At 62.9% G+C, this 13284-nt stretch carries 13 protein-coding genes; 10 read left to right on the forward strand and 3 right to left on the reverse strand.

The window, feature by feature from the left end; translation table 11 throughout:
* Positions 1-2604, reverse strand: coding sequence for a TonB-dependent receptor (locus JNM03_RS07625; RefSeq protein ID WP_294035818.1), 2604 nt, complete (start codon positions 2602-2604; stop codon positions 1-3).
* A 261-nt stretch (positions 2605-2865) separates the two neighbouring features.
* Here JNM03_RS07625 and ccmC point away from each other — a divergent pair, with 261 nt between their 5' ends.
* The 10 genes from ccmC to JNM03_RS07675 all read left to right on the forward strand — a co-directional run bounded on the left by ccmC (position 2866) and on the right by JNM03_RS07675 (position 11262).
* Entirely contained in the window at positions 2866-3600 is a 735-nt protein-coding gene (gene ccmC, locus JNM03_RS07630) for a heme ABC transporter permease CcmC (RefSeq protein WP_294035820.1), read from the forward strand.
* 3 nt (positions 3601-3603) lie between these two features.
* Complete coding sequence (locus JNM03_RS07635) at positions 3604-3759, forward strand: hypothetical protein (protein ID WP_294035822.1); 156 nt, start codon at positions 3604-3606, stop codon at positions 3757-3759.
* The gene (gene ccmE, locus JNM03_RS07640; RefSeq protein WP_294035824.1) at positions 3756-4193 is read left to right on the forward strand and encodes a cytochrome c maturation protein CcmE; all 438 of its coding nucleotides are present in this window, start codon (positions 3756-3758) and stop codon (positions 4191-4193) included. The genes JNM03_RS07635 and ccmE overlap by 4 nt, the downstream gene beginning before the upstream one ends.
* Positions 4194-4248: 55 nt before the next feature.
* Complete coding sequence (locus JNM03_RS07645) at positions 4249-6216, forward strand: heme lyase CcmF/NrfE family subunit (RefSeq protein WP_294035826.1); 1968 nt, start codon at positions 4249-4251, stop codon at positions 6214-6216.
* Positions 6213-6743, forward strand: coding sequence for a DsbE family thiol:disulfide interchange protein (locus JNM03_RS07650; protein WP_294035828.1), 531 nt, complete (start codon positions 6213-6215; stop codon positions 6741-6743). The genes JNM03_RS07645 and JNM03_RS07650 overlap by 4 nt, the downstream gene beginning before the upstream one ends.
* A gap of 23 nt (positions 6744-6766) precedes the next feature.
* On the forward strand, positions 6767-7171 hold the full coding sequence (locus JNM03_RS07655; RefSeq protein ID WP_294035938.1) for a cytochrome c-type biogenesis protein: 405 nt from the start codon (positions 6767-6769) through the stop codon (positions 7169-7171).
* On the forward strand, positions 7168-7809 hold the full coding sequence (locus tag JNM03_RS07660) for a cytochrome c biogenesis factor (RefSeq protein ID WP_294035830.1): 642 nt from the start codon (positions 7168-7170) through the stop codon (positions 7807-7809). The genes JNM03_RS07655 and JNM03_RS07660 overlap by 4 nt, the downstream gene beginning before the upstream one ends.
* Before the next feature lie 65 nt (positions 7810-7874).
* The gene (locus JNM03_RS07665; protein WP_294035831.1) at positions 7875-9836 is read left to right on the forward strand and encodes a potassium transporter Kup; all 1962 of its coding nucleotides are present in this window, start codon (positions 7875-7877) and stop codon (positions 9834-9836) included.
* Positions 9837-9955: 119 nt separating this feature from the next.
* Positions 9956-10777 (forward strand): hypothetical protein, encoded by an 822-nt coding sequence (locus tag JNM03_RS07670; RefSeq protein ID WP_294035832.1) that lies wholly within the window; start codon positions 9956-9958, stop codon positions 10775-10777.
* The gene (locus JNM03_RS07675; protein WP_294035833.1) at positions 10774-11262 is read left to right on the forward strand and encodes an AHH domain-containing protein; all 489 of its coding nucleotides are present in this window, start codon (positions 10774-10776) and stop codon (positions 11260-11262) included. Before JNM03_RS07670 ends, JNM03_RS07675 begins: the two co-directional genes overlap by 4 nt.
* Here JNM03_RS07675 and JNM03_RS07680 read toward each other — a convergent pair.
* Together JNM03_RS07680 and JNM03_RS07685 are read right to left on the reverse strand one after the other, a co-directional pair.
* Positions 11252-12223 carry a nitronate monooxygenase family protein gene (locus JNM03_RS07680; protein ID WP_294035834.1) on the reverse strand — a complete coding sequence of 324 codons (972 nt, stop codon included), beginning with the start codon at positions 12221-12223 and terminating at the stop codon, positions 11252-11254. The genes JNM03_RS07675 and JNM03_RS07680 overlap by 11 nt on opposite strands.
* A gap of 98 nt (positions 12224-12321) precedes the next feature.
* Positions 12322-13215, reverse strand: coding sequence for a carbon-nitrogen hydrolase family protein (locus tag JNM03_RS07685; RefSeq protein WP_294035836.1), 894 nt, complete (start codon positions 13213-13215; stop codon positions 12322-12324).
* Positions 13216-13284 lie beyond the last annotated feature (69 nt).

Raw genomic sequence — 13284 nt, forward strand, 5'->3', positions numbered from 1 at the left:
TTAGAAGTCGACCGCGATGCGGCCGTAGAGGAAGCGCCCGCTGAAGCCGAAGGGCGACTGGGACGAATAGGGCAGGAAGCTGTTGTTAACGCCATAGTTCACACCGTCGACGACGCCGAACGGCAGCCGATCCGGATATTCGTCGAGCAGATTGTTGGCGCCCACGGCGAATTCGATCCTGTCCATCAGCTTGTAGCGTACTTCAAGGTCGACGACCCATTTCGGCGACAGGGTGATGTCGCCGGGCGCGTCCCCGCCGGCAACACGGATGTCGTCGCGGATTGCCGGGTTGGTAGCGGTCACCGCCTGACCATTGGCAGCAACCGTCGTCACACTGTCGGGCAGAAGGACGCTGCCGTACCGGTTGGCGTTCAGGGTCAGCCCGAAGGCGCCGATATCCCAGGTCAGCCCCGCGTTGAACTTGTTCGACGGCTGGCCGTCGGTCAGGCGGATGCTTTCCTGACGTGCAAACAGCCGCTGCGCGGTAAAGGCCGAGAAGGTCCGCCGATCGGTGATCTTCGTATCGTTGATATTATAACCGACGTTAAGCCGCAGGGTGCCGAGGCCGAAATCGGGGACACGATAGCTTCCCACGATGTCGAGGCCCTGTGTCCGCGTGTCGATCCCGTTGATAAAGAAACGCGCGGACGTACCCTGAACATTCGCCGCCTGGAGAATCGCGACAACGTCCGCTCCCTGAAGGTTTTCAGTGAGCGTGATGCGGTCCCTTATCTTGATCCGATAGTAGTCGACGGTCAGGCTGAGCCCATCGATCATGTTGAACGCGACGCCGCCGCCGAAGTTCAGCGATTTTTCGGCCTTCAGCGGCTGGGAGCCGAGCGCGACGGCGATCGGCGACGCCACCGGGAAGGTGCCGATTTCGATCAGCGTGCCGCCGACGTTGTTGGTCGAGGTCGTCGAGAAGAATTGCTGCGCCATGCCGGGAGCGCGGAAACCGGTCGATACCGAACCGCGCAGGGCAAGCCCTTCCACGGGCTCCACGCGAGCGGCGAGCTTGCCGTTCACCGTATCCCCGAAGTCCGAGAAATGTTCATAGCGTCCCGCCGCCTGCACGTTCAGCATCTTGCTTATATCGGCGTCGAGTTCGAGATAGCCTGCAAAGCTGTCGCGCGATTTGTCGATGGCCGTGGTCGGCGAGAAGCCGGGGAAGACCTGTGCACCCGGCGCCGCACCGTTGGTGAAGGCAAAGGGCCCCGCGACATAGCTTGCGACCTCGCCCGGCACGATCTTGTAGTTTTCGTTGCGCCACTCTCCACCAAGCGCGAGCGTCGTGTCGCCGAGCCCGAAGTCGATGCCTCGATTGGCGTCGAAATTGATCGACGTCTGACCGGACCTGAGACCACCCGCGTTGAACTTGCGCGGGCTGTCGCGGCCGCCGAGCGAGGTGTTGAACGTGTTCTCGATCCCATAGTTCAGGCGGTTGGAGCCATAGTTGGCCGACAGGTCGATGTTCCATCCGGCTGCTTCGCCGCGAATGCCGCCTGCAATCGCGATGTCGCGGATCTCGCTGGTGATGATCGGCAGGAAACCGTCGGGATAGAAGGGCAAACCGCCGTTGGAGAAGTCGGCATTGCGGACGTCAAGGGCGCGGCGGTAGAAACCCGCGCCATTGCCATCGCGTACGCCATAGCTGCCGAAACTGTAGATTTCGAAGCTGGAGCCGACGTCCATGCCGCCGTTGAAGAAGAAGTTCAGATCTTTGGACGCGCCGTCGCCGTATCGATGCCAGTAGCGGTCGATCGTTACCTCGCGCGGGTCGCCGATGCCCGCATAGTTGCGGCGCAGGTCGGCGCCCGAGCGGTTGGTGGGCGACCGATCCTTATATTCGGCGGTCAGATTCAGATAACCGGTGTCGCCGAACGGCAAGCCGATATTGGTCGCGAAGGTGGTGGTGCCGCCGTCGCGGCGCTTGCGATCATTCCCGGTGAAGGTGATCGCCGGATCGCCGGTAGCAGCCGTGGTGGGCGACACGGTATCGACCACCGCCACATCTTCCATCGTCGTGATATATTTGCCGTAGCTGACCTGAGCGCGTCCGCCTTCGCGTTTCTTGAGCTGGATATTGATCACGCCCGCGATCGCGTCCGAGCCATATTGCGACGATGCACCGTCGCGCAGCACCTCGATGCGGTCGATCGCAAGCGGGGGAATGGTGTTCATGTCGACGCCTGCCGATCCGCGGCCGACCGAACCGTTGAGGTTGAGCAGCGATGACAGGTGGCGACGCTTTCCGTTGACGAGGACCAGCACCTGATCGGGCGCGAGGCCGCGCAGTGTCGCGGGGCGCAGCGAGTCCGTGCCATCGGTCAGCGAAGGTTGCGGAAAGTTGAAGGATGGAACGAGGTTGTTCAGCAGGCGATTGGTTTCGGTGGTGCCGCTGTTCTGCAGCGCATCGCCGCTGATGACGTCGATCGGCACGGTGCTGTCGGCGACGGTCCGGTCGGTACGGCGCGTGCCGGTAACGATGATCGTGCTGGAGTCGCTGTCGCTTGCGCCTTCCTGAGCGAAGGCGGGAGCGGCCCAGCCGGATGTGGCGAGCGCTGTACCAAGCGCGATGATGGAGGTGCTGAAAGCAGTCTTCATAGTCTTATTCCCTGTTGTCGCCGGGATACGGATGGCATCCGGCACGGGAAAGATTGAGCTATGTGACCGTAAGGGCTACCAGAAATCGGCGAACAGCGTGCCGGATGCCGCATTTTCATGGCGTATGTGACAAATCCGTCACATTGGGCCACGCCTTCCTATCAATGTCGAGCCACTACCACGGACGATGGTCCTTGATGGGTGTGAGGGGGCGCAATTGGCTGGACCCGCGTTCGACGCTCGCTTAAGGCTCGGCTCGCGATGCACGCTTACGCCAACCCGACCCGCTTTCTGGCGATTGCAAAGCCACTGACGCCATGGCTGCTCGGTGTCGGGTTGCTGCTCGTGATCGGCGGGGCCTGGGCCGGGCTAATGATGGTGCCCGGCGAAGCCAAGCAGGGTGAGACCGCCCGCATTCTTTACGTCCATGTTCCCTCGGCCTGGCTTGGCATGGGCGGATGGACGTCGCTGGCGCTGGCGGGGTTGGTGCAGCTTGTCTGGCGGCATCCGCTGGCGGGCATCGCGGCACGCGCGATTGCCGTTCCCGGCATGCTGTTCTGCGCCCTGTGTCTGGCGACCGGGTCGATATGGGGGCGGCCGACCTGGGGCACCTGGTGGGAATGGGACGGCCGGATGACATCGATGCTCGTCCTCCTGTTTCTTTATGCCGGTTTCGTCGCGCTGACGAGCGGCGACGAGGGACAGCGACAGGGCGGATCGCTGTCGCGCGGCGCCGCAATCTATGCGCTGGTTGGTGCGATCAACATTCCGATCATCAACCGCAGCGTCGTCTGGTGGAATAGTCTGCATCAAGGACCGAGCATCACGCTGGGTGGGTCGTCGATCGACGGCGCGCTGCTCTGGCCTCTGGGCTTGACGGTATTGGGTTTCTCGCTGTTATTCGGTGCCATCGTGCTGATGCGCATGCGACGGATCATCGCCGACAATCGCGTTGCGGCGCGGCTGCGGCGGCTAGCCGACGACGAAGGGAATTAGGGCGTGTCGGGGGTTATCAGCGGAGGCGGGCAGTGGGCATTCGTTGCCGCAGCCTATATTCTGACCGCCGTGCTGACTGGCGCTGTGCTATGGACGAGCTGGCGCGCGATGGCGAAGGCTGAGAGGCGCAGCGATGCGCTGCGCAAGGACCGAAAATGAAAGCAAAGCATCAAAGGTTGATTCTGGCGGCGGTGGCGCTGTGCGGCGTCGCGGGCGCGGGTGTGCTTGGAGCAAGTGCGCTGCGCGACGAGGCGGCCTATTTCCGTACACCTGCCGAAGTGAAGGCCGGCAAGACCATGGTAGGCGAGCCGATGCGGTTGGGCGGCATGGTTGCCGCTGGCAGCATCAGGCGCCAGAGCGATGGTCTTACGATCGACTTCGTCGCCACCGACGGCAAAGCGTCGATCCCGGTTCAGTTCAAGGGCATCGTGCCGGACCTTTTCGCGGAGAATTCGGGGATGGTGGCCGATGGGCGAATGCGCGCCGACGGCATCTTCGTCGCCGACCGTATTCTAGCCAAGCATGACGAGCGCTATATGCCCCCGCAGATGGGCGAGATGCCGAAGAATATGAAACTGGCGCCGGGGGAATGATCAGCCGGACTCGCATCGCCAATCCCGCCGTTGCCGGGGCGACGGAGAGCGTGCTGTGATCGCCGAACTCGGCCTCGCCCTGCTGTGGATCGCGGCGGCGCTTGCGTGTCTGTCGCTGGTGGTGGGTATCCTGTATGTCCGCACCGGCAAAGACGATCTCGCCGCGCTGGTGCGACCGGCGAGCGTCGCGCAGGGCGTATTGACCGCTGTCGCGTTCGGCTTGCTCATCACGCTGTTCGTCCGATCGGATATGTCGGTCGAACTGGTTGCACGAAACAGCCACAGCCTGAAACCGATGCTGTTCAAGGTTGCTGGCGCTTGGGGCAACCACGAAGGATCGATGCTGCTATGGCTGACGATCCTCGGCGTATCGGGCGCGCTGGTCGCGATTTTCGAGAAGCGGCTGCGCAAGGATACGCTTGTCGCAACGCTTGCGGCGCAGGCTGCGCTGAGTCTAGGCTTTTTCGCATTCCTGCTCTTTTCGTCGAACCCGTTCAAACGCTTGCCGGTTGCCCCGCCCGATGGGCAGGGGCTCAATCCGCTGCTTCAAGACCCCGGGCTCGCCTTTCATCCGCCGACACTTTACATCGGGTATGTCGGTATTTCGGTCGCGTTCAGCTTTGCGGTCGGAGCACTCGTCACGCGCGAGATTGGTCCGGCCTTCGCGCGCGCGATGCGGCCCTGGGTGCTGGGCAGTTGGATTTTCCTGACCCTTGGGATCACGGCAGGCAGCTATTGGGCCTATTACGAGCTTGGCTGGGGCGGCTGGTGGTTCTGGGATCCGGTCGAGAATGTCTCGCTTATCCCCTGGCTTGCGGGCGCTGCGCTGCTTCACTCGGTGAGCGTGACGGCGACGCGAAACGCGCTGCGTGCATGGACGGTGATGCTGGCGGTGATTGCCTTCTCCATGTCGATGGTCGGCACCTTCATCGTGCGGTCGGGTTTGCTGACCAGTGTTCACAGTTTTGCGGTCGACCCCGAGCGCGGAACCTTCCTGCTTGCGTTGATGGCGATCTATATCGGCGGTGCGTTGACGTTGTTTGCCTTGCGGGCAGGTACGGTCGCTGAGGGCAAGAAATTCGCGCTGTTGAGCCGCGAAGGCTCGCTCGTGATCAACAATCTGTTGCTGACCACGATCCTCGCGCTCGTTCTGCTGGGCACGCTCTATCCGATCGTCGCTGAGGCGATGGGCGAGAAAATCTCGGTCGGACCGCCTTACTACAACAAGGTTGCGGGCCCGCTGGCGCTGATCCTGTGCCTGGTCATGGTCACAGGGCCGTTGCTGAACTGGCGCAAGGACGATGGCAAAAAGCTCTGGTCCCGGTTGCCCATCGCCATTTTCGCGGGCGCCGTGATATTGTTTGGACTTGTCCTTTTCGGTGGCAAGGTCGGTGTGCTGCCGTTGCTTGGCATGACCGTGGCGGGCATCGTCGCCGTCGCCAGCCTGGCGCCGTTGTGGAAGCGCAACCTGCGGCGCACGCCGTTGCCGACCTGGGGGATGGTCATCGCGCATTTCAGCGTCGCTATCGCGCTTGCAGGAATGGCGGCCGAAAGCGCCTTCATCAAAGAGCGGCTCGTCGCTGCCGCGCCCGGCGAGACGGTGAAGGTCGACGATTATTCGGTTAAGTTCGCGGGCGTCACACCCACCGCGGGACCGAACTATACCGCGATCCGAGGTACGCTGATCGCCACGACTTCGTCGGGAGCGTCGTTTACGCTGCATCCGGAGGCCCGGACGTTCCCCGGCTTGATGGGCACGGCACCCACCGAGACGAACGAGGCCGCGCTTCTCACGCGGCCTGGCGGTCAGCTCTATGTCGTGCTGGGCCAACCGGTGACGGGTGATGACGGGACCGCCGACCGGTATCAGCTTCGCCTGTGGTGGAAACCGCTGGTGTGGTGGATATGGCTCGGCGGGGCGTTGATCGCGATCGGCGCGGCACTGTCGATGCTCGGCCGCGCGCAGTTGCTGGAGATATGGCGCGTACGGCGGGCGCGGAAGGCCGAGGAGCGGTTCGCATGAAAAGGCATTGGATCCTTTTCGTTCCGCTGGCGATCATGGGGCTATTGTTCGGCGCGTTCATCTATCGCCTTGCCGTTCCTCCGCAGACGCTGATCGAATCGCAGTGGATCAATAAGCCGATGCCGCTGTTTGATCTTCCGCCCGCGACTGCGGGTGTCGACGGGCTGAAGAGCAGTCAGCTTGCCGATGGCCGGCCGCGTCTGGTCAATGTGTTCGCGAGTTGGTGCATTCCGTGTCGCGCCGAGGCACCGCAGCTCGAGGCGCTGAAGGCGGCCGGCGTGCCGATCGACGGCATCGCGATACGCGATCGGCCTGACGACGTCGCACAGTTCCTGCAAGAAGTCGGCAATCCGTTCGATCGCATCGGGTCGGACCAGCAAAGCAGCGTCCAGATCGCGCTTGGTTCCTCCGGCGTGCCTGAAACCTTCCTGATCGACGGCAAGGGGATTATTCGTGAGCAGATTCAAGGTGTTATCATCGCCGAACAGGTGCCCGATATCATCGCCAAGCTGGAGGCGATGAAGTGAGGGTACGGCTGTTCCTGCTGGCGATGCTGGCTTTGTTCGCCGCTCCTGGAGTGGCGCAGGACAGATTGCCGCCGGCGCCCTATGCCTATCAGCAACTTCGGGACCCGGCGCAGGAAGCGAAGGCCAAGGAACTGATGGAGACGCTTCGTTGCCTTGTGTGTCAGGGCCAGTCGATCGCCGACAGCGATGCGCCGCTCGCGGGGGATATGCGGCACGAGGTGCGTACCAAGATCGCTGCCGGCGAAGATCCCGACGCGATCCGTAAGTGGCTGGTCGCGCGCTATGGAAATTGGGTAAGCTATGATCCGCCCCTCGATGCGGCGACGATGCTCCTGTGGTTCGGCCCCTTGCTGTTCTTCATACTTGGGGGATGGTTTGCTTTCGGACGCTTCCGGCGCGGTGGCGTCGAAGAGGAGGCGGAAGGATGATCTGGCTCTGGATCCTGATCGCTGCGGCACTGACGGCCGGCGGCATCATCTGGCTTGGCAAGTTGCCGGCCATTTCACGACCGCTGGCAGGCGCTGCGATTATGCTCGGGCTTGCAGGCTATGCGCTGCAGGGTAGCCCGTCGTTGCCCGGCAAGCCGGTTGCGAAGGAGCCTGAACCAGACGGCTTTGGTGAGGTCATCACCGACCGGCAACAGGGGATGGCCGACCGCTTTGGTCCTGCGGCGCAGTGGATCGGCATGTCTGACGGCTTCATGCGCACCGGCAAGACACAGCTCGCAGCGCAGGCGCTGGAAAAGGGGCTTCAGAAATATCCAGATAATGTCGATTTATGGGTTGGTCTTGGTAACGCACTCGTCGCGCATGGCGGCGGCGTGATGTCACCTGCTTCCGCGCTGGCCTTCGACGAGGCAGCCAAGCGCGATCCGACGCATCCGGCACCGCCGTTCTTTGCAGGACTCGCAATGGCGCAGGGCGGCGATTTGAAGGGTGCCGAGACTGTATGGAGCCAGCTTCTTGCGCGTTCACCCGCGGATGCGCCGTGGCGATCCGACCTTGAGGCGCGGTTGGCGCAACTGCGGCAGGCAATGGGGCCGGCGTTGCCGCCAGACGTGCCATAGACGCTTCGCTGTGAGGTCCGATTTGGACGCTATCCACCCCGCACCGGCTCGTCTAAAGGCGCGCAATGACTGCTGAGTCGCAACTGGCGGCGAACGGGGCGGGCTCTGGCCCGACTGCCGCCGCCGAAACGGTCCATTACGGACACGGGCACCATTCGGATGGCAAGCTGAAGCTTGCTGTCGGCGCGGTGGGTGTGGTGTTCGGCGACATCGGGACCAGCCCGCTTTACGCATTCCGCGAAACCTTTGCCGGCCACCATTCGATCGAGGCCGACCAGTTGCACATCTACGGCGTTCTGAGCCTGGTGTTCTGGTCGATGATGCTCGTCGTGACCTTCAAATATGTGCTGACGATCATGAAGGCCGACAACAAGGGAGAAGGCGGAAGCCTCGCGCTGCTTGCGCTGATCAGCCGGCAATCGGAGGGCAAGCGCTGGACCTGGCCGATCGTGCTGCTGGGCGTTTTCGCGACAGCGCTGTTCTATGGTGACAGCATGATCACGCCGGCGATGTCGGTGCTTTCGGCGACGGAGGGTCTGCAATATGTGAGCCGCGGGTTCGAGCCCTATATCGTGCCGATCGCGCTCGCCATCCTGATCGGGCTATTCGCGATCCAGGCGCGCGGGACGGCGAAAGTCGGCATGCTTTTCGGGCCGATCATGCTGCTCTATTTCACGATGCTTGCGGTTCTAGGCGTCCTCCATATCGTCGATCATCCGTCGATTATCATGCATACGTTGAACCCCATCAATGCGATGCGCTTTTTCTATTATGACGGCTTTACCGCGTTCATCGCGCTGGGCGCGGTCGTTCTTGCGGTCACCGGCGCGGAGGCGCTCTACGCCGACATGGGGCATTTCGGGCGCGCTCCGATCGGACTGAGCTGGCTTTGCTTCGTGTTGCCGGCGCTGATGCTCAACTACATGGGGCAGGGCGCGATGGTTCTTGCGGCGGAGGTTGCTCCGACCGCGCAACTGATTCAAGATCCCTTCTTCCTGATGATGCCGGACACGTGGCGCGTGCCGGTCGTGATCCTGGCGATGCTGGCGACGATCATCGCAAGCCAGGCAGTGATTTCAGGTGCCTTTTCGCTGACGCAACAGGCGATCCAGTTGGGTTTCATGCCGCGCTTGCGGGTCGAGCATACGAGCGCATCGGCGCAGGGTCAGATCTATATCCCGGTAGTCAACTGGGGACTGATGGTCATGGTCATCCTGCTCGTCCTGTTCTTTGGTTCGTCGAGCAATCTTGCCGCTGCCTATGGTATTGCGGTGACCGGCGCGATGTTCATCGATACCTGTCTGATGAGCGTTGTGCTGTTCGTGCTGTGGCGCTGGCCGGCGTGGAAGGCGCTGCCCGTACTCGCGGTCTTTTTCATCGTCGATATCGCCTATTTCGGGGCAAATCTGATCAAGGTGCCCGATGGCGGCTGGGTACCGCTGGCGATCGGGCTTATCATCTTTACCATGCTCACAACCTGGTCGCGCGGACGGAAGCTGATGCAGCAGGAAATGGCGGAAGGCGCGATGCCGATCCCGGTGTTCGTGAAGTCTGCGGCGAACAGCGCGACGCGCGTTCCTGGCACGGCCGTGTTCATGACATCTTCGTCAGACGGGGTGCCGCACGCGCTGCTCCATAACTTGAAGCATAACAAGGTGCTGCACGAACGCATCATCCTGTTGACGATCAAGATCGCCGATGTTCCGTTCGTTCCCGAGGCGAAGCTATGCCAGCTCGAAGCCTTGGGACAAGGTTTTCACCGGCTCATCTTGAATTATGGCTTCATGCAGCCGGTGGATGTGCCCGAGGCCTTGAAGCGCACGACGGGATGCGGCGGCGAATTCAAGATGCTGGAGACGAGTTTCTTCCTCTCGCGTCAGACGCTGATCGCTGCGAGCAAGCCCGGCATGCCGATCTGGCGCGAAAAGCTGTTCGCCTGGATGCTGCGCAATTCGGAAAGCGCGATGGAATATTTCCGCTTGCCGACAAATCGCGTGGTCGAACTGGGTAGCCAGGTCGCGATCTGATCCGACCCTCTCATCCGGAACGACGAGGTTAACTTGTCGCAATGTCCGAATAAGCGTTTGAATATTCTGGCAGTCCTTGCGATGCAGGAGCGAACCCTGGGGTAGGGGCAAGCGGACGAATGCAGGCGGCATACAACGACGCATCAAGTCTTCCGGTTCAGCCGGATCCCTTTGCGCTGATCTTTGGTAATGCGGCGGAGGACCAGCCACCGGCCGGCCTCGAGACCAGGCTGCGCCACATGGGGCTGAGGCCCGAACTCGTGGCGGGCGACCATGTCCCAGCCGTGAATATCGCCGGACCGCTCTACAGGCTGCGTCTCGCATCGGTCTCCATCCTCGTTGGGCTGCCGTCGGATGAAGCTTTCGACCTCGCCGATCCGCGGAATCCATCGACAAGCCTGTTGGCTGCCAGCCTGCCCCCCGAGTGGCGTACGACCGGCCAATGCTGGGTGTTTGTTCCCGAGCGCGATGACATCGCAGACCCGTCGCCCACCCGAATGCGTGAGCTTTTCAAGATGATGGCGTTGCTGATCGACCTGTTCGGCGCGGGTCACATCTTCTGGTCGCCAGCGCGGCTATGGTCGGACGCGCCACAGCTTCGCGCCTCGATCGCCGAGATGCTGAAGAGTGGGATGCCGCCGGTGCTGCATCTGGTTGCCTTCCGCCATGGTGAAACGGGGGCGGGTGAGGTCGTGCGGACGCGAGGGCTGACGCTGTTTGGTGGGCAGGAGATCGAAGGCCGGATGCCGCCGGGCTGGACGGTGGCCGAGATGGTCAAGCGCCTCGCGCGGTTGTCGCTTGATATCGTTTTGAGTGGTCCCGTTATCGAGCCACGGCGCGTGCGCGGGCTTGAGGCTGGCGAATGGGTGCTGCTGTCGCCGCGGGACGGCAGCGATGGGCATCGGACGTTGTTGGTCGAGTTCGGCAGCGATTTTGGATGAGGGGCGGTGGCTGGCGAGGCGCGCCATCGCCGCAGCCGGGGTTCCAACGCCATCATCTGGTTCCCGTCGCGCTGCTCCGCCGGTCGCAGATGGCCTCGATGTTTGAGCATTTGCGCGTCGAAGGCTTCGCTCTCCAGCATTTTGGCAGTAACGGACTGGTGCTTCCAGCGTCCGAAGCGGCGGCGCTATGGTTGGGCCACGCGCTTCATCGTGGCCCACACCGCGGCTATAATGATGTGATGGCGGCGAGGGTCGAACGCATTCGCGTGCATTTTACCGTGCAAGCGCCGATCGATCTGCGGATGGCGCGACGTACGGCGGTCATGCGGTTGCGGCTGTTGCAGGACGCGATGCGACGCGCGCTGACTGACCGGCATGGCGGTACCTTCTGGCTCAACCGCCACGATCCGATGCGGCTTTTTGCCGACCGGCCGTACCTGGACGAGGCGATCGATCGGCTGTTCGCCGAGCCGTTCAGAGCCTGACTTTCGCTTCGAGCTCGCGGCGTGCGGCGATGTACTGTGCTTCGAGTTCGGCGACGAATTCGGCGACGGGACGGACGGCCGTCACGGAGCCGATGCCCTGACCCGAACCCCAGATGTCCTTCCACGCCTTGACTTTCGTGTTGCCGCCCGATCCGAAATTCATCGTCTTGAGATCGCCTTCGGGCAGATTGTCGGGATCCATACCCGCCGCGACGATCGACTGGCGAAGATAGTTGCCGTGAACTCCGGTGAAGAGGTTCGAATAAACGATGTCGCCCGCGCGGCCTTCGACGATGCCGTTTTTGTAGCCCTCTTCGGCATTGGCCTCTGCGGTCGCGATGAAGGCGCTGCCGATATAGGCAAGGTCGGCGCCACAGGCCTGGGCGGCAAGGATCGATCGGCCATGTCCGATAGCGCCAGAGAGCGCGACGGGGCCGTCGAACCATTCGCGAATTTCCTGCACCAGCGCGAACGGCGACTGACGCCCGGCATGGCCGCCGGCCCCCGCCGCCACGGGGATCAGCCCGTCGGCGCCCTTTTCCACCGCCTTGCGGGCAAACCGGTCGTCGATCACGTCGTGGAGCGTGATGCCGCCCCAGCTGTGAACGGCCTGGTTGAGCTCTTCCCGGGCACCCAGTGACGTGATGGTGATCGGCACCTTCCACTTGGCGCAGGTCGCGATATCCTGTTCGAGCCGGTCGTTCGATTTATGGACGATCTGGTTCACGGCGTAAGGTGCCGAGGGGCGATCGGGATTGTCGCGATCCCACGCCGCGAGTTCCTCGGTGATCTGATGGAGCCATTCGTCGAGCAGGGTCTGCGGCCGGGCATTCAGCGCCGGGAAGCTGCCGACGACCCCCGCCTTGCACTGGGCGATGACCAGGTCCGGCCCGGAAACGATGAACAACGGCGAACCGATGACGGGCAGGCGCAGGCGGTCGAAGATCGGGGGAAGGGCCATGAATCACACTCTCCGGTTGCGGTTTGAAACTTACCTTAACGTAAAGGGAAGGTCACGCAAGGGGGGACGAGCCCGCAATATCGATAGCGCGCCGATGCCTAGTCGATCCAGTCGACGCGATAGAGGTCGAGCCTGCGATCGGCGAGATTCCGTACCGCGCCGCTTGCCCGAGCCCGCCGCAGGTCCGTCATCGACAGGTCGGCGACGGCCATGCCTTCGGTGTTCGGGGTGACCTCGGCGGCGATACCATCGCGGGCGAACGGCATGTCCGACGGAGTCAGGATCGCGCTTTCGGCGTGGTGGATGTCCATGTTGAAGACGTTGGGCAGATTGCCGGTGACGCCCGCGGTGACGACATAGCATTGATTCTCCACCGCTCGCGCGGCGCAGCAATAGCGGACGCGGAGGTGGCCGCGGCGATCGTCGGTGCAATAGGGAACGAAGAGGATTTCGGCGCCCTGATCGACGAGACGGCGGGGCAGTTCCGGAAATTCGCTGTCGTAGCAGATCATGATGCCGATCGGACCGCAGTCGGTGGGGATCACATCGGCGTCGCGGGCCGTGCCGCCCTCGATCCCCCAGGCCTCCCGTTCGGACGGGGTGGGGTGAAGCTTGTCGCGGTGATGGGCGGTGCCGTCGCGGAGAAAGACGTGGCAGCGGTTGCGGGTCGCGCCGCTGGCGATGCGGACGGGGTGCGAACCGGCGACGATGTTGAGGCGATGCTGCTGCGCAAGGCGGGCCATGAATGCGGCGAAGCGCGGCGTGGCGGCATCGATCGCGGCCATGGCCTCGGCGGCGGGGAGGCGTTCGCCCGACGACAGCAATTGCATCGGGAAAAGTTCGGGGAACAGGATGAAGTCGCAGCCATAATCGGCGGCGGAGGTCACGAAATAATCGACCTGCCGCTCGAAAGCGTCGGGACCGGAAAGGCCGCGCAGGCCGTATTGAACGGTGGCGACGCGGATGGTGTCGGGCTGGGTCTGTGCGGTCATCGCCGGCTTTTAAGCCATCCCGGCCCGCAAAGGGAAGGCCTGCCCGGGCGAAGGCGCCGGTCCATCCGA

Origin of the sequence: Sphingopyxis sp., assembly GCF_016793825.1 — a bacterium.
Taxonomy (GTDB): Bacteria; Pseudomonadota; Alphaproteobacteria; order Sphingomonadales; family Sphingomonadaceae; genus Sphingopyxis.

Excerpts from the sequence above, each read along its gene's own strand:
- JNM03_RS07665 (WP_294035831.1), top strand. The coding sequence starts at position 7,875 with ATGACTGCTGAGTCGCAACTGGCGGCGAACGGGGCGGGCTCTGGCCCG.
- JNM03_RS07685 (WP_294035836.1), bottom strand. The coding sequence starts at position 13,215 with ATGACCGCACAGACCCAGCCCGACACCATCCGCGTCGCCACCGTTCAA.
- JNM03_RS07660 (WP_294035830.1), top strand. The coding sequence starts at position 7,168 with ATGATCTGGCTCTGGATCCTGATCGCTGCGGCACTGACGGCCGGCGGC.
- ccmC (WP_294035820.1), top strand. The coding sequence starts at position 2,866 with ATGCACGCTTACGCCAACCCGACCCGCTTTCTGGCGATTGCAAAGCCA.
- JNM03_RS07680 (WP_294035834.1), bottom strand. The coding sequence starts at position 12,223 with ATGGCCCTTCCCCCGATCTTCGACCGCCTGCGCCTGCCCGTCATCGGT.
- JNM03_RS07650 (WP_294035828.1), top strand. The coding sequence starts at position 6,213 with ATGAAAAGGCATTGGATCCTTTTCGTTCCGCTGGCGATCATGGGGCTA.
- JNM03_RS07625 (WP_294035818.1), bottom strand. The coding sequence starts at position 2,604 with ATGAAGACTGCTTTCAGCACCTCCATCATCGCGCTTGGTACAGCGCTC.
- JNM03_RS07655 (WP_294035938.1), top strand. The coding sequence starts at position 6,767 with ATGCTGGCTTTGTTCGCCGCTCCTGGAGTGGCGCAGGACAGATTGCCG.
- ccmE (WP_294035824.1), top strand. The coding sequence starts at position 3,756 with ATGAAAGCAAAGCATCAAAGGTTGATTCTGGCGGCGGTGGCGCTGTGC.
- JNM03_RS07670 (WP_294035832.1), top strand. The coding sequence starts at position 9,956 with ATGCAGGCGGCATACAACGACGCATCAAGTCTTCCGGTTCAGCCGGAT.
- JNM03_RS07675 (WP_294035833.1), top strand. The coding sequence starts at position 10,774 with ATGAGGGGCGGTGGCTGGCGAGGCGCGCCATCGCCGCAGCCGGGGTTC.